Consider the following 21,575-nt stretch of genomic DNA (forward strand, 5'->3'; position numbering starts at 1 on the left):
GCACCCACCAGATATTGGGTCGCAGGGAAAAACAGGACACAAAAAAAGCACAACGCGCAAGTCCTTGACGCCAGGTTTTTTCCACTGTTTTTGCCAAGTACATTGCATAAGCCCAGCCGTGATGCGGGCTATGCCCACCCAGGCCGCCATACAGGCGCCTGAGGCTGAGTCAGGCGACGAGCCGAATCGTGCGCCGAACACTATATGTAGTAGGCGAGCTGCGGTAATGCCTCGCTTTGCGTCGAGCGCCAGGACGGCCATCGGGCTTCGTGCGAACGCGGCCGATGCAGGCGCTTCGCACGCAGCCTGGCAGCGCCCAGCCTGCCCGCTCTTGCACCACCCCGTACCCGGCTCAAGCCGTGTGCGGCTTAGTTGTTAATGGAATGAACGGCGGACAAGGCACGGTTTCCAATCGTGATGTCCAACCTGAAAATTACAGAACACGGAGATCTCCATGCATACCGACACCACTCGCGAGAACCCGCAGGCCGTGGCGCCGCAGGCCGCCGACTCCTCCCAGGATCTGGCTGCCACCGCCCCCGGCCAACTGCGTGTGATCAAGCGCAACGGCACCGTCGTCCCCTACACCGATGACAAGATCACCGTCGCCATCACCAAGGCCTTCCTCGCAGTGGAGGGCGGCACCGCTGCCGCCTCGTCGCGTATCCATGACACCGTCGCGCGCCTGACCGAACAGGTCACCGCCACCTTCAAGCGCCGCATGCCCTCCGGCGGCACCATCCATATCGAAGAGATCCAGGATCAGGTCGAACTGGCCCTGATGCGTGCCGGCGAACAGAAAGTCGCCCGCGACTATGTGATCTACCGCGAAGCCCAGGCCAACAAGCGCAAGGCCAGTGCTGGCAGCGAAATCGCCCAGCCGCACCCGAGCATCCGCATCACCAACGCCGCTGGCGACCTGCAACCGCTGGACATGGGCCGCCTGCAGACCATCATCCGCGAAGCCTGCGAAGGCCTGGCCGAAGTCGATGGTGCGCTGATCGAGCGTGAAACCCTGAAGAACCTGTACGACGGCGTGGCCGAGAAGGACGTCAACACCGCCCTGGTGATGACCGCCCGTACCCTGGTCGAGCGTGAGCCGAACTACAGCTACGTCACCGCCCGCCTGCTGATGGACAACATCCGCGCCGAGGCTCTGAGCTTCCTCAGCATCGCCGGTAGCGCCACCCATCACGAGATGGCCGAGCTGTACGCCAAGGCCCTGCCCGCCTACGTCGAAAAAGGCGTGGAGTTCGAGCTGCTGGACGCCAAGCTGAAGACCTTCGACCTGGAGAAACTGGGCCGCGCCATCGATCACGAGCGCGACCAGCAGTTCACCTACCTGGGCCTGCAGACCCTGTACGACCGCTACTTCATCCACAAGGACGGCATCCGCTTCGAGCTGCCGCAGGTGTTCTTCATGCGCGTGGCCATGGGCCTGGCCATCGAAGAGCCGAAGAACCGCGAAGAGCGCGCCATCGAGTTCTACAACCTGCTGTCCTCGTTCGACTACATGGCGTCCACCCCGACCCTGTTCAACGCCGGCACCCTGCGCCCGCAGTTGTCCTCCTGCTACCTGACCACCGTGCCGGACGACCTGTCGGGCATCTACGGCGCCATCCACGACAACGCCATGCTGAGCAAATTCGCCGGCGGCCTGGGCAACGACTGGACGCCGGTGCGCGCGCTGGGCTCCTACATCAAGGGCACCAACGGTAAATCCCAGGGCGTCGTGCCCTTCCTCAAAGTGGTCAACGACACCGCCGTGGCGGTCAACCAGGGCGGCAAGCGCAAGGGCGCGGTGTGCGCCTACCTGGAAACCTGGCACATGGACATTGAGGAATTCCTCGAGCTGCGCAAGAACACCGGTGACGACCGTCGTCGTACCCACGACATGAACACCGCCAACTGGATTCCCGACCTGTTCATGAAGCGCGTCTTCGAGGACGGCAAGTGGACCCTGTTCAGCCCGAGCGAAGTGCCGGATCTGCACGACCTGACCGGCAAGGCCTTCGAGGAGCGCTACGAGTACTACGAAGCCCTGATCGAGTACGGCAAGATCAAGCTGTACAAGACCATCGCCGCCAAGGATCTGTGGCGCAAGATGCTCTCCATGCTGTTCGAGACCGGCCACCCCTGGCTGACCTTCAAGGACCCGTGCAACCTGCGCAGCCCGCAGCAGCACGTGGGCGTGGTACACAGCTCCAACCTGTGCACCGAGATCACCCTGAACACCAACAAGGACGAGATCGCCGTCTGCAACCTGGGTTCGGTCAACCTGGTCAACCACATCGTCGATGGCAAGCTGGACATCGAGAAACTCGGCCGCACCGTGAAGACCGCCGTGCGCATGCTCGATAACGTCATCGACATCAACTACTACAGCGTGGATCAGGCGCGTAACTCCAACTTCAAGCACCGCCCGGTCGGCCTCGGCCTGATGGGCTTCCAGGACGCCCTGTACCTGCAGCACATCGCCTACGGTTCCGACGCCGCCATCGAGTTCGCCGACAAATCGATGGAAGCCATCAGCTACTACGCCATCCAGGCCTCCTGCGACCTGGCCGAAGAGCGCGGCGCCTACAGTACCTTCGAGGGCTCGCTGTGGAGCAAGGGCATCCTGCCGCTGGACTCGCAGCAGATCCTGATCGAGTCCCGTGGCCAGAAGTACATCGACGTCGACCTGTCCGAGTCGCTGGACTGGGCGCCGATCCGCGAGCGCGTGAAGAAAGGTATTCGTAACTCGAACATCATGGCCATCGCGCCGACCGCGACCATCTCCAACATCATTGGCGTGTCGCAGTCCATCGAGCCGACCTACCAGAACCTGTACGTGAAATCGAACCTCTCCGGCGAATTCACCGTGATCAACCCCTACCTGGTGCGCGACCTGAAGAACCGCGGCCTGTGGGATCCGGTCATGGTCAACGACCTGAAGTACTACGACGGCTCCGTACAGCAGATCGAGCGCATCCCGCAGGATCTGAAAGACCTGTACGCCACCGCCTTCGAGGTAGAAACCAAGTGGATCGTCGACGCCGCCAGCCGTCGCCAGAAGTGGATCGACCAGGCGCAGTCGCTGAACCTGTACATCGCCGGCGCTTCGGGCAAGAAGCTGGACGTGACCTACCGCATGGCCTGGTACCGTGGCCTGAAAACCACCTACTACCTCCGTGCCCTGGCCGCCACCAGCACCGAGAAATCCACCATCAACACCGGCAAGCTCAATGCTGTTTCCGCCGGTGGTGACGAAGGCTTCTCGGCCAAGGCCCAGGCCCCTGCCCAGCAGGCCGCCCCGGCCCCGGCGCCAGTGCCGAAAGCGTGCGCCATCGACGAACCCGACTGCGAGGCTTGTCAGTAAGTAGTCGCGCGTATCTGAGCGGCGCCCGCGTCGTTGCCTGGTAGGCCGGCCCCCATCACGTACTGAAGTACGCTCAGGGGCTCCAGCCTACCAGGCGCCTAGCGCTCACTCGCTCAGCTACACGCTCGCACCGAGTGCGTTTAGTTCCCTCTCCCGCTTGCGGGAGAGGGTTAGGGAGAGGGAAAGCTTTTGTAGGAGCGGATTTATCCGCGATATTCCCCCTCCCCACCAATTCCCGCCCTCCTCCCTCCGGGGTCGAGCGGCACAGGCCGGCAGGCAACCCACCGCCTGCTGACCAGCGGTACCCGTTTACCCTTGCGCGCATCACGCAACGGAACATAATTCAAAGTATCTGTATATCCATACAGGCCGGACTTTTACCGGCCCTCACGCAGGAGCCAAGTCATGCTGAGCTGGGATGAATTCGACAAGGAAGACGGCGCAGAAGCCGCCGTCGCACAGAAAACCACCGCACAACCGGGCGACATGAGCCTCGACGCACTGAACCGCGTCGGCGGTGACGCCGCCCTCGAAGCGCGTGCCGTAGAGGCCACCGACTCCGATGCCGTGGCCCGCGCCAAGAAAGCCCTGGACGCCCTCGACATCCAGGAAGGCCTGGACGAACTCGAAGGCGAAAGCGCACGCGTACACGTCGGCGACAAGCAGATGATCAACGCCCGCGCCGACCTCAACCAGCTCGTACCCTTCAAGTACGACTGGGCCTGGCAGAAGTATCTGGATGGTTGCGCCAACCACTGGATGCCGCAGGAAGTGAACATGAACGCCGACATCGCGCTGTGGAAGAGCACCGATGGCCTGACCGAAGACGAGCGCCGCATCGTCAAGCGCAACCTCGGCTTCTTCTCCACCGCCGACAGCCTGGTGGCCAACAACCTGGTGCTGGCCGTGTACCGCCTGATCACCAACCCCGAGTGCCGCCAGTACATCCTGCGCCAGGCCTTCGAGGAAGCGATCCACACCCACGCCTACCAGTACTGCATCGAGTCGCTGGGCATGGATGAAGGCGAAATCTTCAACATGTACCACGAGATCCCGAGCGTCGCGAAGAAAGCCTCCTGGGGCCTCAAGTACACCCGCTCGATCAGCGACCCCACCTTCCAGACCGGCACCCCGGAAACCGATCGCCAGTTCCTCAAGAACCTGATCGCCTACTACTGCGTACTGGAAGGCGTGTTCTTCTACTGCGGCTTCACCCAGATTCTCTCCATGGGCCGCCGCAACAAGATGACCGGCACCGCCGAGCAGTTCCAATACATCCTGCGCGACGAATCCATGCACCTGAACTTCGGCATCGACATGATCAACCAGATCAAGATCGAAAACCCGCACCTGTGGGACGCCGACATGAAGGACGAAGCGACCCAGATGATCCTGCAGGGCACCCAACTGGAGATCGAATACGCGCGTGACACCATGCCGCGCGGCGTACTGGGCATGAACGCCGCGATGATGGAGGACTACCTCAAATTCATCGCCAACCGCCGCCTGACCCAGATCGGCCTGAAGGAAGAGTACCCAGGCACCACCAACCCCTTCCCCTGGATGAGCGAGATCATGGATCTGAAGAAGGAGAAGAACTTCTTCGAGACCCGCGTGATCGAGTATCAGACTGGTGGGGCGTTGAGCTGGGATTGATTTCGAGGTCAAGACCGTTAGGACAGATTAGAAACGCTTTACCTGATTACGGAATTCGGGGTAGCGAGACAAACTAAAACCCCGCCTAGTGCGGGGTTTTCTTTAATTTCGATATTGAGGGAACCATGAGCGTAACGCCAAGAGGGATGAGCATCCAAGAAGCTTATCGAGAGTATACCGACGGAAACTTTATAGTTAATCGGCAATACCAAAGAAAGCTAGTTTGGACTACTGACGAAAAGAGAAAACTAATTGACAGCATTCTCCAGGGCTACCCAATCCCTTTAATACTTCTTGCAACAAACACCGACGAAGAAGGAAACAAAACATACGAAATTATCGACGGAATGCAGCGCTTAAACGCTGTATTCTCTTACATTGAAAATTTATTCAGCTCTAATGAGAAATACTTCAATGTAGAGCAACTAGCACGAGCAAAGCAACTTGCTGAACGCGGGCAAATAGCAGCCCACCAGAATCAAGAAAATCTATTAGATGAGGGCTCCTGCGCTCGCCTTTTAGAATATACCTTTGCTGTAACTGAATTCCCCGCCGTCGACCCCAACGCCGTTAACGAAGTATTTGGCCGGATTAATGCATATGGCCGCCAACTAAGCGCACAAGAAAAGCGTCAAGCAGGCGTAATTTCTCCATTCGCTAATTTTATTAGAGAAGTAGCAGCTGAACTCAGAGGTGACGCATCCGCAAACTTCCTAAACCTCTCTGCAATGCCAGAGATCAGCATAGATATAAACGGGGATGATCTTTCCTATGGAGTACACGCAGAAAATACATTCTGGTGCAAGCAGGGAGTATTAAGGAAAAGTCAGCTACGAGAGGCAGAGGACGAACAATTCATTGCCGACCTAGCAATATCCATCCTAGAGGAGGAGCCTTTTGGCTTTAGTGGTTCAGCACTAGATGAATATTACTCTCCCGACACTGAAGCTTTCCGATCAATAAACGCAAGAATACACGCCTATGGTGCAGATGCCCTTAAGAACGCAATTATCACTACAATCTCTGTAATTAGAGAAACTATCGAATCTATAGACAGCACACCAAACGCCTTGCGTAGAACCATTCACCCCGAAGCAGGCGCCAATCCAATTAAAACCGGATTCTACGCAGTCTTCATGGCGTTTTACGAACTTTGCTTTAAGGAAGGGAAATCTCCGTTTGATAGCGCAGGCATAATGGCAGCCCTGCAGAACCTCCAAGGCCGCTTACACGTAGCCGCTGGACAAATTCGCTCCACCCCAAGAGCACAAAATATTGCAGTAACAAAAGGGCTAATCCAACGGTACTTTGAAGAGCAACGACCAGGGATTGCCCAGCAAGGTGCCGGCCTTGCTATCCGCTTCGAGAATGCCCTTCGTCGTTCCAAAATAGAAACAGCGACTTATGAGTGTAAACAAGGATTAGTTTCATTAGACGCAAATCGAACATTGAACGAAGGACTGCTGGATAGACTAGTTGAGACAGCGTGCGGAATTGCAAACGCAGGCCCTGACTCATCCGGCGCAATATTCATCGGGGTGGCGGACGACGCACAGCAAGCGAACAGGATACTTGTCCTTGATAAAGTTCAGGCTCTCCGAGTAGGCAGCAGATATGTGGTCGGCATTGAAAGAGAGCTGCCACACACAAAACTCGACATAGAGGGTTACAAAAGAAAAATCGTTGAACACTTCTCTAAATCAAGGCTGAGCGAACCTCTTCGATCCGCAATACTCGGAACAATTGACTGCATTGACTATCGCGGAAACTCGATAATCTGTATTTGGATTCCTGCACAAAAAGATGTGTCCGACATCGCGGATACCGTATACACACGAGAAGGCTCTTCAACGATAAAAGTCGAGGGATTTAGAGCGGCCCAAGCAATAGCAGCACGCTTCAAACCATAGCGAGTAGCCCGGACAACCTTTGACGGTGGATGAAAAAAGCGCCATCCACCCTACGCCGAAATACCCGCCGCGTAGGGTGGACAACGCGAAGCTTGTCCACCATGGTTTAGGCAACACCACCGCTCAAGGATGAGCCGCCATGTCCAATTACCGACGCGCCCGTGTTCCTGGCGCCACTTACTTTTTCACCGTCAACCTGCGCGATCGCACAAGCGATCTGCTGATCCGCGAAATCGACCTGCTGCGCGAGCGAGTAGCCCGGACAACCATCGCAAACGGCGGATGAAAAAAGCGTCATCCACCCTACGCCGAAATACCCGCCGCGTAGGGTGGACAACGAAGCTTGTCCACCATGGTTCAGGCAACACCACTGCTCAAGGATGAGCCGCCATGTCCAATTACCGACGCGCCCGCGTTCCTGGCGCCACTTATTTTTTCACCGTCAACCTGCTCGATCGCACAAGCGATCTGCTGATCCGCGAAATCGACTTACTGCGCGAAACGGTACGCGCCACCAAAGCACGCCATCCCTTTCATATCGATGCTTGGGTGGTGCTGCCCGAACACATGCACTGTCTGTGGACGCTACCGCCAGGCGACGCCGACTTCGCCCTACGCTGGAAGGTCATCAAGTTCGCCTTCAGCAAACGCCTGCCCGCCAGCGAAGCACTCAGTGCCAGCCAGCAACACCGCCGCGAGCGGGGCATCTGGCAAAGGCGCTACTGGGAGCACCTGATTCGGGACGAGCGCGATTACCAGCGCCACTTCGATTACATCCACTACAACCCGCTCAAACATGGTCATGCATCGCGGCTGGTGGATTGGCCTTATTCAAGCTTCCATCGGGCCGTGGCGATGGGTATTTATGCGCCGGATTGGTGTGGGGTGCCGGAACAGAGCGATGGTGGTTATGGTGAATGAGTGCCCCGGCAAGCCTCCAGATGGTGGATGAAAAAAGCGTCATCCACCCTACTCCATCGAACCTTGACCACCTGCGCCCGCATCCCTACCCTGAGCCACAGCGCCTAAGAAACGCTTCACGCAGCGGCAATACTGCTCCCGAAAGCAGCGGTGTATTCCATTGAGGTAATGGATATGCCTACCCAATCCACATCCCCGCTATCCCAGCCCTTGCCGGCGAAATCCTGATCCCGCAAACCTTCACCCGCCACCGCCGCCAACTACGCGCCCTGCTGATCGAGCAGCAAGTAGACCGGACATCACCTACGGTGGGCTGAAACATTGCCATCTACCAGATTTAACAACTCACTCACGAAACGATCATGGATCTTCAGTCGCCAGAGAAACATTGATGTAGAAAAATTTTATCTCTGGCCAAGCATCACGTTTATTTATAGGCGTTTCCTCAGACCCCATGCCTAGCATGTAACCCAGCCCTGTCGCTTTGTCGCGATAAAAATAAGGCGTTGAGTCCCAACCACAGCAGATGAATTGAAGCGTTGGTAGACCGAAGCTACGGCTCATATATCGTTCGGCCTCAGGTGCGTTCGAGCCTGTTACACGGTAGCGAGCGACGAAAGGTTTTCCCTGCGCATCGATGTCTTGAGCGCAGCCTAGGAACTCAACGGAATCTGGCTTATCGCTGAGCTGTGCAAGAAAGTCACCGCAACGTAGCTCTGCCTTCGCACAACCGGCCAACACCAGCAAAACCATGAAGAGAAGCCCGGAAATCAGCCGATTCATTCAGACACCTACCACCAATAGATAAATACACTGTCAGGCTAATGCTTTCATAACGTTTTTCAGCCAGTAGTCAGGACGATCACCGCACGGTGGATGAAAAGAGCATCATCCACCCTACACAATTAGCCCTTGCTTCTCTTCCGAGCAATCGCCTTCACCCGCACCGCCGCCTTCTGCACGGTAGCCATTTTCTCGGGGCGTTTCATGCCGCGCCACTTGCGGATTTCCTCGCGGATGCGGCCGCAACTGACGCACAGCTCGCCGTTGAGCTGGCACAGCGAGACGCAGGGATTCTCAATCTCCTTGGCCACGCTTACCCCCTTGTTAGCTGCTCGACCGAGAACACAACATGAGCGGCGATATCGGCAAGGCTGATGCCCACCTCATCGAACGCGGCCTGCGTCAGCGCCAGCATTCGCGCCTTGTCCGTGCAGGCGAGCGCACGCGCTCTGTTCGCCTCGCTGTCGAACATCCAGGTCACCACAAGGCTCTGCGGGAATTGCTGGTAGTCCACCTCATGGGTCAACCACTGGAAGCCGACGATTTCACTTTTGGCCGTTTCGCAGGCAGCCGTGAGGGTGCGAATCAGCTCACGCTCGATAGCTGAGTATTTTCGTTTCGGCGACGCCATAAAGCCCTTCTGAATCCGAGTTCGCTGCAGAGTCATGTTACCCGAGGGCTTCAGCACCATGAGCTACAGTTTCAGTTGAACGTCGCGGCATGCTGTTTCGCCGAGTAGCTGCAGCAAAACCTGCATGCGCTCCCGGTGCTGCGGGAAGGCTGAAAGGTATGACGCAGGCCACAGGCTATCCATCTGGCTGCTGCAACCCAGGCGCGCTTGCTGGACAATGCCTGCCCCCGACCGGAACCACCCCGCCCCCGAATGACAACTGAGCTCGCTGATGGCCATTGCCCCCAGGGCAGTCGCCGCATCGAGCCAGGCGTGGTGTGAGTGAGATACCAACGAAGCCATTCGGGCGAAGGCCAACCAGAACGTTCGCGTCATGAAAAACAAAGGTCACAAGGAGTTGCCCATGTTCAACAAGATAATCTGCCGAGTCATGCTGTCCCTGCTGCCGCTGCTGGCCGGCACTGCTCAGGCGTCCGATGTCATTCAGATTCTGACCCAGAATTACCCGCCCTTCAGCATGTCGGCCAATGGCAAGAACTTCGAGCGGGAAGACGGGATAGTGGGGATCGACAAGGAGGTGGTGGTCGAGCTGTTCAAGCGCGCCGAGATTCCCTATCAGATGACGCTGCGATTCCCATGGGGCCGCTTGCAGGAGATGGCCGAACAGCAACCCGATTTTGCCGTGTATTCGCTCAGCCGCTCTGCAGAGCGCGAGCCGCGCTTCAAGTGGGTCGGGCCATTGAGCGAGATTCAGTTGGTGCTGTTGAAAATGCCGGGCAACCCGATCGTGCTGAACAGCCTCGACGATGCTCGCCGATACAGCATTGGCGCGGTCGCAGGCACCAGCGTCAGCCAGTATCTGGAGAAGCAGAACTTCAGCCTCAAGACCACCCTGAGCAACGCCCCCGCCAAGCTTCAAGCCGGTGAGTTCGATCTGTGGGCCACCACCAATCCGGCTGGTGACTATGAGTCCAGGCAGGACGGGGTCGGCAAACTGGACGTGGCCTTTTCCATCAGCAGCACTCAGCTCTACCTGGCGCTGAACAAGGAAACCCCCGATGAGGTGGTGCAGAAGCTGCAAAGCACGCTGGATCAGATGCGTCAGGAGGGGTTCATCGATCAGGTAACGGCTCGTTATCTGAGCGAATGATCGAGCGGATCGCACCGGCGCGCGGCACAGGCCGTTGCGCAAGAACGGGCCCCATGCAGCGCACAGGTTACAATCCCCGGCTCACGCCCTTGCCCAGCGGAGTCGCCGCCCGATGTTCACCCTCACCCACCTCAGCAGCCCGCCGCCCGAGTCCCTGAAAAGCCAGGTGTTGCAGATGGTGGTGGATTACTTCGCTGACCTCAGCGCGGTGCCGCTGCTGCCGAGCAACCCGCTGTATCAGCTCTACCAGTACGTGATCGGCTATGAGGTGCACCTGCATCTGCAGAGCATGAACGGCGCGGCTGAAGGCCCCGCGCAGTTGCTGCTGGCGCTGGACGATGAAGACCCAGCCCGGGTGCTGGGTTTTGCCCTTTATCTGCCGAGCCCCGACGATAGCGCCGCCTGCACCCTCGCCTACCTTGCCGTGCAGGCCGAGCATCGCGGCAAGGGCATTGGCCGGGCGTTACTGCAGCGCGTGCAGAAGCGGCGCCCTCATCTGGAACTGGCCTGTGTGGCGGCCAAGGTGCCATTGTTCGAGGCCCTGGGATTGCAGGTGCTGGCCGCCCAGGGCGCGCAGGTGCTGATGAACAGCCGCGACTACCGCTCCAGCGGCATGGTGGCAATCGCCGACCTGGCGCCGGTGTTCGCCTCCACGGAGGTCAGGCAGATTCACACCTACCTGCTCAAGCAGCACGGACAACGCGCCATGCAGGAGGCGGAAAAGCAGCGCGACGCGCACCTCGACATGCTCGCTTTGCAAGCCCAACAACTGGTGGACGAGCGCCTGCCTTCCCGCTCGTTGCACTGAACCGGGCTGGTTCACCTGCCCGGCGGTGACGAAACCTGCATCATCGACCATTCCCAGGCTGCGTGTGGGCCCCTCGAAGCCACTCGCACATGCATGGCGTTGCGCTATCATCGGCAACCTCACAACCATCAAGAAGGGATTCACATGCTCAAGCGCATCGTTCTATTGGCCAGCGTGGCTGCCGTGCTACAGGGGTGCGGCGTGACCATGCCACGTTACGAACCCAGCTACGACAACGTGCAATTGCTCAAGCAGCATGCGCCCTTGAGCCGGTTGGATACGCCAAGCGTGGTAGCGGACAAGGGGCAGGATTCGATTGCGGTTCGAGCCAACCCTCTGCGCAGCCCCGAGGGCTCGTTGAGCAAGCATGTGCAGAAAGCGCTGGAGAGTGAACTGCGTCTGGCCGGGCTGTTGGATCCTGCCGCCAAGCGTCATCTGGAGGTTCGCCTGCGGGAGAACAGCATGACTGCCGGCATGGGCAGCGGCAATGGTTCCATTCGTGCAGATTTCGAGCTGCGCGAGGGCAATACCTCGCTGTATAGCGCCAGCAAGACGGTGACCAGCGTATGGGATAGCAGCTTCGTCGGTGCCATCGCCATTCCATCCGCCGCCAACGCCTACAACCCGCTGGTGCGCAAGCTGCTGGCCGAGTTGTATCAGGACCCGGCCTTCATCGCGGCCTTGAAGGAGTGACGCGAAGGTCGGCGCGCCTTGGGCGCGCCGCTGGGTTTCAGCCGCGCATCAGCAATGAGCGCCCCTGAGCGTACTTGAGCACCTGCTGATCCACCAGTTGCTTGAGCAGAGCATTGAGCTGACGCGCGAAGCTGGCGCTCACTGCATCGGCCGGGGTGTGGCCCATCATGGGAATGAACACCAGGCCCATCCAGGTACGCACCGAGTCGTGGTTCTCGCCCACCTTGGTTACCTGGCCTTGCTCGTCGATGACCTGCAAGGTCATGGTGTACTCGTCCTTGGCGCTGCCTGGGATGATACCCAGAGTGAGGCCGGTGATGATGCCACTGACAGCCGCCGCCCCCTCCGAACCGTCGTTGTAGACATTCAGTTTGAGGGTGTAATCGCCAGGCTGCTTCTGGAACTGATCGAGGGTATAGCGGCTGAACAGGCCCGAATCACGCAGCACGGCCTCGAGTTGCGGCTTGAGCATGTCGCGTGCCTGCGGGACTTCCACCGCCTTGGCGCTGCCGGCCTCGCCACGGTAGAAGTTGAAATCCACGAATACACCAGGGCGTTGCTGATAGTTCGCCATCGAGGGCAACTTGGTTGCCGCCACTTCCTCACCTGGAAAACTGGCACAACCCGCAAGCGCCAGTACCATCGCCATGCCTATCATCTTCAACTTCATAACTGCTCATCCTTGTTGAATTGAAAAGTGCCGCACTCATGGCAGCGCCGACACTCTATGCAAAGCCAGGAAAAGTGGCAATTGGCCATCCAACTCCTTTTGCCTCGCACCGTCCCGCACGCACCCAGGCCAAGTAAGCTGGACAGCGGCTGCAAAGGTGGATGAAACCTACAGCTCAACACCCCATGGGCCAGGTGCAAGTTGGACAACGCGAAGCTTGTCTCACGAAACTCAGCCCATGAGACGGGACAGAAGAATTCGACCAGGGCATCCCTGCATATTCAATTGACAATGCATGGATCAGCAGAGGAACAATGGGGCATCGTGCATGATTTCGTCGCCTGCCTGACCATGGCTGGTGACGCGAACTTTCCATCCATGTGAACAAGGAAGCTCCATGCGTATTGCCCTGCTCCTCATCCTGCTGCTATGTCAGAGCGCTTACGCGACCGAGGTCGTCAACGACGTCACCGGCATGAACTCCATCGAGGTGGCGCAGGTGCTCACGCCGACCGAGCTGAAGCAGATCGTCGAAGCCGTGCGCAACCATCAAGGCCCCATCGCCATTGGTGGTGGGCGCTACAGCATGGGCGGTCAGACCGCGACTGAACACGCACTGCAACTGGACATGCGACGTTTCAACCGCGTGCTGGAGTTTTCCGCAGAGCGTCGGGAGATTCGCGTACAAGCCGGCATCACCTGGCGCGACGTGCTCGAGTACATCGACCCACAGGGTCTGTCGCCACAGATCATGCAGTCCTACGCCAATTTCACGGTAGGCGGCGCACTCAGCGTCAACGCCCATGGCCGATATGTCGGACAAGGTCCCTTGGTGCTCGGCGTGCGTTCGTTGCGCCTGGTGCTGGCGGACGGCCAGGTGGTGGAAGCCAGCCCGACGCAGAATCACGAACTGTTCTATGGCGCCATCGGCGGCTATGGCGGGCTCGGCGTCATCGTCGAAGCCACCCTGCCACTGGTGGAAAACAGCAAGCTGATACGCCAGGCGCAACGGATGCCACTCAGCGAATATGCGCAGTTCTTCGCCAGCCAGGTGCGCGGCAATCCAGAGATGGTGATGCACAACGCCATTCTTTATACCGACGATTTCGACAGTGTCCGCGCCGTCTCCTACCTGCGTACAGATGCTCCGCTGACCGTGAGTGAGCGCCTGGTACCGCGAGATCGCGACTACAAGGCCATGCGTGCAGCGCTGGCAATGGCCAGCAGCAACGGCGGCACCAAGGTGCGAGAACGCCTGGTTGACCCGCTACTGCTAAGGGAGGCACAGGTGCAATGGCGCAACCACGAAGCCAGCCTGGACGTGCGCGAACTGCAACCCATCTCTGGCCCAGGCTATAGCTACGTGCTGCAGGAGTACTTCGTCCCCGAGGCGGAGCTGGAGCGGTTCGTTCTGGGTATGAAAGAGATCCTCAAGCGGCATCAGGTGAAAGTCGCCAATGTCTCCATCCGCCATGCCAAGGCCGACCCTGGCACCCTGCTGGCCTGGGCACGCAGCGACACCTTCGCGCTGGTGCTCTACTACCGCCAGGGCGTTTCGCTCGAAGCGCGCGCCGCCGTCGCCGACTGGACTGGCCAACTGATCGATCTGGCCATCGCCCATCAGGGCAGCTATTACCTGCCTTATCAAATCCATGCCAGCCGTGAACAATTCCTGGCCGCCTATCCGCGCGCTCAAGAGTTCTTCGCGCTGAAAAAGCACGTCGATCCAACCAACAAGTTTCGCAACAAGCTGTGGGATGCCTACTACCGCCAGGGCGAGTAAGTAACGCCCCCGGACAACCTCCATCTGCTATGGATCAAGGCCCATAGCGCAACAGAGCTGCCTTAGCGCCTACCCAGCCAGAATTGCGGGCGGCGTCGGTGATGAGCGAGGGCCAGCACCTGAAAGCCTTCAGACGTTTCCCGGTAGAGGATGGATAGGGGAAAACGGCGTAGCGGAGCACTGCGAATGTCCGGCTCGAGTTCAACGCGCCAGGCTCTGGGGGATTCGCCAATCAGTTTGGCCAGAGCCTCGAACTCCGCGACGAGTGCCCCACCCAAGCCAGGAATCTTCGATTCGTAATAACCGACCGACTCCAGAAACTCGGCCTCCGCTGCCGGGTGGAACGAATATTTCATCGAATCAAGGCTCTGGCCTTGTTCATCACTGCATCACCTGGCACCGCCTGAACCGAGCCACTGTCGAGCTCTTCCATGCGCTGTCGTGCTTCAAGCAACCAGTCTGCTCGTAGCTCTTCTTCCGAGGGGGCTTCGAGGCTCAAGACCAGACGCTGGATCAGTTGTGCGCGCTCCTCACGGGAAAGGTGCAGGGCTTCATCCTCGATCTTCTGCAGATCCATGGCATAACCTCTCGCTTGTCTACCGACAAATCTTGGCACGGATGCTTGGCAGGTGCCATGGCTGGCCTCCGGATGGTCGGGCATCTTCAGGGCCCCATGCTGACGAAGTGATCGTCCCCAGGCTGCACGTGGGGACGATCAGTAACTCACCCTTCAGCAAGGCTAAGGTAGCGGCCCTTGCAACCCGATGCTTCGTACAGCTTTCACTCAAGCCCAGCCGCATCATCACCTCTGCCTGGAGCAGCAGGTCGCTAACCGCAGTGCTCGGGGCGTTTCTGGGCAGGTTCTCGGTCAGCAGCGCGGCCATCATCGGCCTGAAATCTGGCGGCGCTCTGCTCGCCCCAAGCCAGGACAACAGGCCCCGAGGACACAGGGATGAAAGACTCAGCACGCGGTTTATGGCTCGTCACCAGCGGCATCGTGGTACTCAGTTTCGATGGCCTGCTGGTGCGCCTGGCGCATACCGATGGCTGGAGCATTCTGTTCTGGCGCGGCCTGCTGATGTGCCTGGCGCTGGGGGTGTTTTCGCTGTCGGCCAGAAGCCGCGCGAGCATTCGCGCACAGCCGCTACTCAGCGCCACCTCGGCCCTGTTGCTGGCGTTGATCTCGATCTTCTTCGTCCTGGCCATCCTGCATACCCAGGTCGCCAACGTGGTGATCATCCTCTGCACCGCGCCATTGTTCGCCGCGCTGTTCACCCGCTTCTTCCTCGGCGAGCCGGTGGCCCTGCACACCTGGCTGGCGATTGGCGTGGCCGCTCTGGGCATCCTGGTGGTGTTCGCCGGCGCCTTCCAGGCGGGCGATCTGGCCGGCAATGGCTATGCCTTGTTGTCCTCGGCAGCGGTGGGCGCCAACCTCACGCTGCTGCGCCGCCACCCTACCCTGGAGCGCATGCCGCTGATCGCCCTCGGTGGCCTGGCCGCCGCGCTGATCGCCTGGCCGAAAGCCCAGCCGTTCGGCCTGGAGGCTTCAAGCTACTGGGTGCTGGCGCTCATGGGGCTGGTACAGATGCCGCTGGCTACGCTGCTGATCAACAACGCCACACGCTATCTGCCCTCGGCCGAGGTGGCGCTGTTCTACCTGCTGGAAAGCGTGCTGGGTACGTTGTGGGTCTGGTACTTCCTGCAGGAAACGCCGACTCACTCGGCGCTCTACGGCGGCGCGCTGGTGATCGCCACCCTGGTGGTGCATGCCGGCCTGACCTTGCGCCCGCGCCCGGCACTGCTGGCACGCTGAGCGGCAAGCCTGTCGCTAGGAGAAAATGCCGTTTCGCCTATTGCTGGCTCAGCAGCTTGCGCAGGGGCACGCCATCCTTGTGCACGGGAGATTTGATGACGATGTAGCTGAAGTACTTGGAGATGCCGATGTTCTTGTCCAGCAGGCCTTCCATCACGTCCTGGTAGTGCTGGATGCTGCGGGTCATGAAGCGCACCAGGTAGTCGTAGCCACCACTGATCAGGTGGCATTCGAGCACTTCATCGACCAGGCGGATGTTGGACTCGAACTTGGCGAAGTCTTCACGCTTGTGGTCACTGAGGGTGACTTCGGTGAATACCGTCACCGATTCGGTGATCTTGGCCAGGTTGAGGTGGGCGTTATAGCCGGAGATGTAGCCAGCCGCTTCGAGGCGTTTGACCCGTTGCAGGCATGGGCTGGCAGAAAGACCCACGGCGTCGGCCAGGCTGACGTTGGTGATGCGCCCATCCTTCTGCAATTCGACCAGGATGTTGATGTCGATCCGATCCAGCTTCAATCCACCTTCCATCACTTACCTCTCGAATACGCCGTGCGTCTTTCTAGCAAACTCAGCCCCGTAAAGACAACTGATGCAGCGCGACCAGGTCCGCCATGCTGCTCGCACAGAAATGCGCCTGGCAAGGCTGGGCATGGACACTCTCGGCGCGGCGGATCAGGCACATGTCCACGGGCGCCATGGGGCGGGCGGCGGCGCTGGTGATCAGCAGCAGATGCTTGCGCTGCAGGTCGTTGGCCTGCAACCAGGCCGGGTCGCTCAGGGGACTGGCGGCCGGGGAGAACAGCTCCTCGCTGGCGATGCCCAGGCGCTCGCATAATGGGTCGCGGTCGGCACTGTCGCGATCGGCATAGACCAGCACGCGGTAGAACTTGCGCAGGTACAGCAGCGCGCCGGGGGCATCCTCGAACAATGGCCAGTCACAAGCCGAACGGGCGAAGGCCATGCCCTCCTCCCAACTGGCTTCCAGGCCCAGCTTCTGAGCCAATTGGCGATGGGCGAAACACAGCGAGCCGCCGACCCCCAGCTCATCGAAGCGCGGCGCCAGCGCCTGGGAAATCTGCCGGAACAGCTCCAGCACCTCATCCTTCTCGGGCGGTTGTGGGTGTTGGGCCAGCAGCGTTTGCAACGCAGTCCAGATCCCCGAATCACGGTCGATCAGCACTTCGTCGCAGTCGATCAACAGGGCACGATAGTCCGTCAGTTCCATGGCTTTAAAACCTCCACAGGTTCAATGGCCGCTGCCACCTCTGGGCACCTCTGCGGCAACGGCCCGAAGCGGCTCAGCGCAGCGCGCGCTGCAAGGCGCCGTCGAGAATCACCAACGCTTCGTCGATCTGCGCCGGTTCGGTGACCAGCGGCGCGAGGAAGCGCAGCACGTTGCGGTATATGCCGCACTTGATCACCAGCAGGCCACCCTTGCGCGCCTCGTCGATGATGCGCTGGTTGAGCTCGGCATCCGGGCTGCGCGCGGCGTCGTCCTTGACCAGTTCCATGGCCAGCATGAAGCCGCTGCCACGCACGTCGCCGATCTGCGGGTAGCGCGCCTGCAACGCCAGTAGGCCCTGGCGCAGGCGCTGGCCCAACTGCTCGCCACGGGCCAGCAGATGCTCGCGTTCATAGGTGTCGATCACCGCCAGCGCGGCAGCGCAGGCCAGGGCGTTACCGCCGTAGGTGCCGCCAAGGCCGCCCGGCGCGGCGGCGTCCATGATCTCGGCACGCCCCACCACGCCGGAAATCGGCATGCCGGCAGCCAGGCTCTTGGCCACGGTGACCAGATCGGGCTGGATGCCCGCATGCTGGAAGCCGAACCAGGTGCCGGTACGTCCGAAGCCGGCCTGCACTTCGTCGAGAATCAGCACGATGCCATGTCTTTCGGTCAGCTCGCGTAGCGCCTGGAGGAACTCCAGCGGCGCGGCAAGAAAGCCACCATCGCCCTGCACCGGCTCGATGAGAATGGCGGCCACCCGATCCGGCGTCACCTGGGTGGCGAACAGCTCGTGCAGGGCGGCCAGCGCCATGTCGCTGGTGAAGCCGCGATAGGCATTGGGGTACGGGGTATGGAACACCTCGGGGGCCAGGCCGAAATTCTGTTTGTAGGGCTGACTCATGCCGGTCAGGGTAGTGCCGAGCAAGGTACGGCCATGGAAGCCGCCACGGAAGGCGATCACCGCCGGGCGCTGGGTATGGGCACGGGCGATCTTCACCGCGTTCTCCACCGCCTCGGCGCCCGAGGTGAACAGTGCCGCCTTGTGGGCGATGCCGCTGTCACCGGCCACCAGTTCACTCAGGCGCTGCACCAGGTCCAGGTAAGGCCGGTAGGCCACCACCTGGAAGCAGGCATGGGTGACCTTCTGCAGTTGCGCCTGCACGGCGGCGAGCACCTGCGGGTGGTTGTGGCCGATGTTCATGACGCCGATGCCACCGACGAAATCCAGGTAGCGCTTGCCGTCCACGTCCCAGACTTCGGCGCCCTGGGCGCGCTCGATGACCAACGGATGGGCGGTGAGCAGGCCGCGCGGCACGAAGCGTTCACGCTGTTGCAACAGGTAAGGGGTTTCTTCGCATTTGCTGTTCATGACAGGTCCCATGGTGAGCGGGCAGCCTGGGGGGCTGCGATGCAGTTCAGGTTAAGCCTTGCGGGCAACGTTCTAAGCCGAACTTGGCGGCCCAGCGATACGGATCGACTGTTTTGCTCACGGCAAACGGCAGAATCGGCCAGCCCTTGAGGTAGAGCGCCGCGTGCCATCACAGCGCTGCCGCGATGGCCTTGCCGACGTCCTGGGTCGAACCCTGGCCGCCGAGATCGGGAGTCACCGCTCCGCTGGCGATGACCTGCTCGATGGCCGCGAGGATGCCATCGTGGGCCGCGCGATAACGGGCATCGCCGGCGCCGAGAAAATCCAGCATCAGCGCACCGGACCAGATCATCGCGATGGGGTTGGCGATGTTGCGCCCGAAGATGTCCGGCGCCGAACCGTGCACCGGCTCGAACAGCGAGGGGAAGCGCCGCTCGGGGTCGAGGTTGGCCGACGGCGCAATGCCGATGGTGCCGGCGCAGGCCGGGCCGAGGTCGGAGAGAATGTCGCCGAACAGGTTGGAGGCCACCACCACGTCGAAGCGATCCGGCTGCAGCACGAAGCGCGCGCAGAGGATGTCGATGTGCTGCTTGTCCCAGCTCACCTCGGGGTACTGGGCGGCCATCAGCTCGGTGCGCTCGTCCCAGTAGGGCATGCTGATGGAGATGCCGTTGGACTTGGTCGCGGCGGTAAGACGCTGGCGCGGCCGGCTCTGCGCCAAGTCGAAGGCGAACCTGAGGATGCGATCCACGCCCCGGCGGGTGAACACCGACTCCTGCAAGACGAACTCGTGCTCGCTGCCCTCGAACATCTTGCCGCCCACCGAGGAATACTCGCCCTCGGTGTTCTCGCGGATCACCACGAAATCGATATCGCCCGGCTCGCGCCCGGCCAGCGGGCAAGGTACGCCAGGGAACAGGCGCACCGGGCGGATGTTCACGTACTGGTCGAAGTCGCGGCGGAACCTGAGCAGCGAGCCCCACAGCGAGATGTGATCGGGTACCTTGTCCGGCCAGCCAACGGCGCCGAAGTAGATGGCGTCGAAGCCCTTGAGCTGCTCGAACCAGTCGTCGGGCATCATCTGCCCGTGCTGCAGGTAATAGTCGCAGTTGGCCCACTCGAACACTTCGATGCTCAGTTGCAGTTCCCACTTGGCAGCGGCCTGCTGCAGCACGCGCAGGCCCTCGGGCATCACTTCCTGGCCGATGCCGTCACCGGCGATGGCAGCGATTCTGTAGGTTTTGCTCATGCCTCACCTCACGCGCCCAGCAGGCCGCCGATATGAAATGCCTTGATTTCCAGGTATTCGTCGAGGCCGTATCGGGAGCCCTCGCGGCCCAGACCCGATTGCTTGACGCCGCCAAAGGGCGCCACCTCCATCGAGATCAGCCCGGTGTTGAGGCCGACCATGCCGAACTCCAGCGCCTCGCCGACGCGCCAGGAACGACGCATGTCCTGGGTGAAGAAGTAGGCACCGAGGCCATAGGGCGTGGCGTTGGCCATTTCCAGCGCCTGTTCCTCGGTACTGAAGCGCATCAGCGGCGCGACCGGGCCGAAGGTTTCTTCATTGGCCAGCAACATGCCGGGGTGAGCATCGCCGAGCACGCTGGGCTGGACGAACTGCCCCTCCCCCGTCGGCATCCCGCCGCAGAGCAGCGTCGCGCCCTGGCTCAGGGCATCGTCGATATGCCGGGCGACCTTGCTCACGGCCGCAGCGTTGATCAGCGGGCCGATGGTGGTGCCGGCCTGCAGGCCGTCGCCGACCTGGAGCTTGCCCACCTCCTCCACCAGGCGCACGGCGAAGCGCGCGTAGATGCCGTCCTGCACCAGGATGCGGTTGGCGCACACGCAGGTCTGCCCGGCGTTGCGAAACTTGCTCTGCATCACCCCGGCAATCGCCTGTTCCAGGTCGGCGTCATCGAACACGATGAACGGCGCGTTACCCCCTAGCTCCAGGCTCAGGCGCTTGATCTGCTCGGCGCTCTGGCGCATCAGCAGGCGGCCGACGGCGGTGGAGCCGGTGAAGGAAATCTTGCGCACCGTGGGGTTGCCGGTGAGTTCTTCACCGATGCCCGCCGGCATACCGGTCAGCACGTTGAACACCCCGGCAGGGATACCCACGCGCTCGGCCAGCACCGCCAGGGCCAGGGCCGACAGCGGGGTCAGCTCGGAAGGCTTGACCACGATCGGGCAACCGGCAGCCAGGGCCGGCGCGCACTTGCGCGTGATCATGGCATTGGGGAAGTTCCATGGAGTGATGGCCGCACACACGCCCACGGGCTGCTTGAGGGTCAGCAGGCGCCGATCACCGCTGGGCGCCGGAATGGTTTCGCCATAGACGCGGCGCGCCTCCTCGGCGAACCATTTGACGAAACTGGCGCCATAGCGGATCTCGCCCTGGGCTTCGGCCAGTGGCTTGCCCTGCTCGCAGGTCATGATCAGTGCCAGGTCGTCGAGGTTGTCGAGCATGGCCTGATACCAGCGCTCCAGCAGCGCCGCGCGTTCGGCAGCCGGGCGCGCCCGCCAGGCCGGCCAGGCGCGCTCGGCGGCCTCGATGGCGCGGCGGGTTTCGCTGCCCTGCAGGGCCGGTACGCGGGCGATGCATTCGCCGCTGGCGGGGTTGATCACCTCCAGCGTGGCACCGTTGTCAGCCGCCTGCCACTGCCCATCGATATAGGCACGCTCGACCAGAAGGCTGGGATCCTGCAAACGATTCTTCAACATGATGGACTCCGCTTTCGAGATGACCTTCAGTCTATTGAGGGGCGGCAGGCGAGGATGCTGAAAGCGCCCGTTGCACA

At 60.7% G+C, this 21,575-nt stretch carries 20 protein-coding genes and 1 pseudogene; 10 read left to right on the forward strand and 11 right to left on the reverse strand.

Annotated features, from left to right (window positions below):
• The first annotated feature begins 454 nt into the window (after positions 1 to 454).
• The 5 genes and pseudogenes from PVE35_RS14600 (at position 455) to PVE35_RS14620 (ending at position 7,848) form a co-directional block, all read left to right on the forward strand.
• Entirely contained in the window at positions 455 to 3,361 is a 2,907-nt protein-coding gene (locus tag PVE35_RS14600; RefSeq protein WP_277372211.1) for a ribonucleoside-diphosphate reductase subunit alpha, read from the forward strand.
• A gap of 405 nt (positions 3,362 to 3,766) precedes the next feature.
• Positions 3,767 to 5,017 carry a ribonucleotide-diphosphate reductase subunit beta gene (locus PVE35_RS14605; protein ID WP_277372212.1) on the forward strand — a complete coding sequence of 417 codons (1,251 nt, stop codon included), beginning with the start codon at positions 3,767 to 3,769 and terminating at the stop codon, positions 5,015 to 5,017.
• A gap of 125 nt (positions 5,018 to 5,142) precedes the next feature.
• Positions 5,143 to 6,927: a DUF262 domain-containing protein gene (locus PVE35_RS14610; RefSeq protein ID WP_277372213.1), complete on the forward strand. Its 1,785-nt coding sequence runs from the start codon at positions 5,143 to 5,145 to the stop codon at positions 6,925 to 6,927.
• Positions 6,928 to 7,066: 139 nt separating this feature from the next.
• Positions 7,067 to 7,183: pseudogene (locus tag PVE35_RS14615) on the forward strand (transposase); the annotation flags it as partial.
• 134 nt (positions 7,184 to 7,317) lie between these two features.
• Positions 7,318 to 7,848, forward strand: a complete 531-nt coding sequence (locus PVE35_RS14620) for a transposase (RefSeq protein WP_277372214.1) — start codon at positions 7,318 to 7,320, stop codon at positions 7,846 to 7,848.
• Between the two features lie 360 nt (positions 7,849 to 8,208).
• Here PVE35_RS14620 and PVE35_RS14625 read toward each other — a convergent pair whose 3' ends face one another.
• From PVE35_RS14625 to PVE35_RS14635, 3 genes are all read right to left on the reverse strand, one after another.
• Positions 8,209 to 8,631, reverse strand: coding sequence for a DUF4952 domain-containing protein (locus PVE35_RS14625; RefSeq protein ID WP_277372215.1), 423 nt, complete (start codon positions 8,629 to 8,631; stop codon positions 8,209 to 8,211).
• A gap of 122 nt (positions 8,632 to 8,753) precedes the next feature.
• A complete protein-coding gene (locus PVE35_RS14630) occupies positions 8,754 to 8,942 on the reverse strand; it encodes a DUF1289 domain-containing protein (protein ID WP_277372216.1) in 189 nt (62 codons plus the stop codon).
• Between the two features lie 2 nt (positions 8,943 to 8,944).
• On the reverse strand, positions 8,945 to 9,322 hold the full coding sequence (locus PVE35_RS14635) for a hypothetical protein (RefSeq protein ID WP_277372217.1): 378 nt from the start codon (positions 9,320 to 9,322) through the stop codon (positions 8,945 to 8,947).
• A gap of 343 nt (positions 9,323 to 9,665) precedes the next feature.
• On the opposite strand from PVE35_RS14635, the gene PVE35_RS14640 reads away from it, so the two are divergent.
• From PVE35_RS14640 to PVE35_RS14650, 3 genes are all read left to right on the forward strand, one after another.
• Positions 9,666 to 10,412, forward strand: a complete 747-nt coding sequence (locus tag PVE35_RS14640; protein WP_277372218.1) for an ABC transporter substrate-binding protein — start codon at positions 9,666 to 9,668, stop codon at positions 10,410 to 10,412.
• Between the two features lie 112 nt (positions 10,413 to 10,524).
• A complete protein-coding gene (locus PVE35_RS14645) occupies positions 10,525 to 11,220 on the forward strand; it encodes a GNAT family N-acetyltransferase (protein WP_277372219.1) in 696 nt (231 codons plus the stop codon).
• A gap of 144 nt (positions 11,221 to 11,364) precedes the next feature.
• Positions 11,365 to 11,913: a hypothetical protein gene (locus PVE35_RS14650; RefSeq protein WP_277372220.1), complete on the forward strand. Its 549-nt coding sequence runs from the start codon at positions 11,365 to 11,367 to the stop codon at positions 11,911 to 11,913.
• 37 nt (positions 11,914 to 11,950) lie between these two features.
• On the opposite strand, the gene PVE35_RS14655 is transcribed toward PVE35_RS14650, so the two are convergent.
• Positions 11,951 to 12,583: a hypothetical protein gene (locus tag PVE35_RS14655; protein ID WP_268182979.1), complete on the reverse strand. Its 633-nt coding sequence runs from the start codon at positions 12,581 to 12,583 to the stop codon at positions 11,951 to 11,953.
• 397 nt (positions 12,584 to 12,980) lie between these two features.
• On the opposite strand from PVE35_RS14655, the gene PVE35_RS14660 reads away from it, so the two are divergent.
• Entirely contained in the window at positions 12,981 to 14,366 is a 1,386-nt protein-coding gene (locus tag PVE35_RS14660; RefSeq protein ID WP_268182977.1) for an FAD-binding oxidoreductase, read from the forward strand.
• A gap of 62 nt (positions 14,367 to 14,428) precedes the next feature.
• Here the strand turns inward: PVE35_RS14660 and PVE35_RS14665 are convergent, their stop codons facing one another.
• Complete coding sequence (locus PVE35_RS14665) at positions 14,429 to 14,722, reverse strand: type II toxin-antitoxin system RelE/ParE family toxin (RefSeq protein ID WP_277372221.1); 294 nt, start codon at positions 14,720 to 14,722, stop codon at positions 14,429 to 14,431.
• Positions 14,719 to 14,943 (reverse strand): addiction module protein, encoded by a 225-nt coding sequence (locus PVE35_RS14670; protein ID WP_268182974.1) that lies wholly within the window; start codon positions 14,941 to 14,943, stop codon positions 14,719 to 14,721. Before PVE35_RS14670 ends, PVE35_RS14665 begins: the two co-directional genes overlap by 4 nt.
• A 375-nt stretch (positions 14,944 to 15,318) precedes the next feature.
• Between PVE35_RS14670 and PVE35_RS14675 the strand changes: the two genes are divergently transcribed.
• Positions 15,319 to 16,179 (forward strand): DMT family transporter, encoded by an 861-nt coding sequence (locus PVE35_RS14675; protein ID WP_268182972.1) that lies wholly within the window; start codon positions 15,319 to 15,321, stop codon positions 16,177 to 16,179.
• Between the two features lie 37 nt (positions 16,180 to 16,216).
• Here the strand turns inward: PVE35_RS14675 and PVE35_RS14680 are convergent, their stop codons facing one another.
• From PVE35_RS14680 to PVE35_RS14700, 5 genes are all read right to left on the reverse strand, one after another.
• On the reverse strand, positions 16,217 to 16,708 hold the full coding sequence (locus tag PVE35_RS14680) for an Lrp/AsnC family transcriptional regulator (RefSeq protein ID WP_268182970.1): 492 nt from the start codon (positions 16,706 to 16,708) through the stop codon (positions 16,217 to 16,219).
• Positions 16,709 to 16,748: 40 nt separating this feature from the next.
• Entirely contained in the window at positions 16,749 to 17,405 is a 657-nt protein-coding gene (locus PVE35_RS14685; RefSeq protein WP_268182969.1) for a 2-haloalkanoic acid dehalogenase, read from the reverse strand.
• Positions 17,406 to 17,478: 73 nt separating this feature from the next.
• Positions 17,479 to 18,774, reverse strand: a complete 1,296-nt coding sequence (gene gabT, locus PVE35_RS14690; RefSeq protein ID WP_277372222.1) for a 4-aminobutyrate--2-oxoglutarate transaminase — start codon at positions 18,772 to 18,774, stop codon at positions 17,479 to 17,481.
• A gap of 169 nt (positions 18,775 to 18,943) precedes the next feature.
• Positions 18,944 to 20,023 carry a tartrate dehydrogenase gene (locus PVE35_RS14695; RefSeq protein ID WP_277372223.1) on the reverse strand — a complete coding sequence of 360 codons (1,080 nt, stop codon included), beginning with the start codon at positions 20,021 to 20,023 and terminating at the stop codon, positions 18,944 to 18,946.
• Between the two features lie 8 nt (positions 20,024 to 20,031).
• A complete protein-coding gene (locus PVE35_RS14700) occupies positions 20,032 to 21,498 on the reverse strand; it encodes an NAD-dependent succinate-semialdehyde dehydrogenase (RefSeq protein ID WP_277372224.1) in 1,467 nt (488 codons plus the stop codon).
• Positions 21,499 to 21,575: the final 77 nt, after the last annotated feature.

Origin of the sequence: Pseudomonas sp. AA-38, from assembly GCF_029457475.1 — a bacterium.
Lineage (GTDB): Bacteria > Pseudomonadota > Gammaproteobacteria > Pseudomonadales > Pseudomonadaceae > Aquipseudomonas.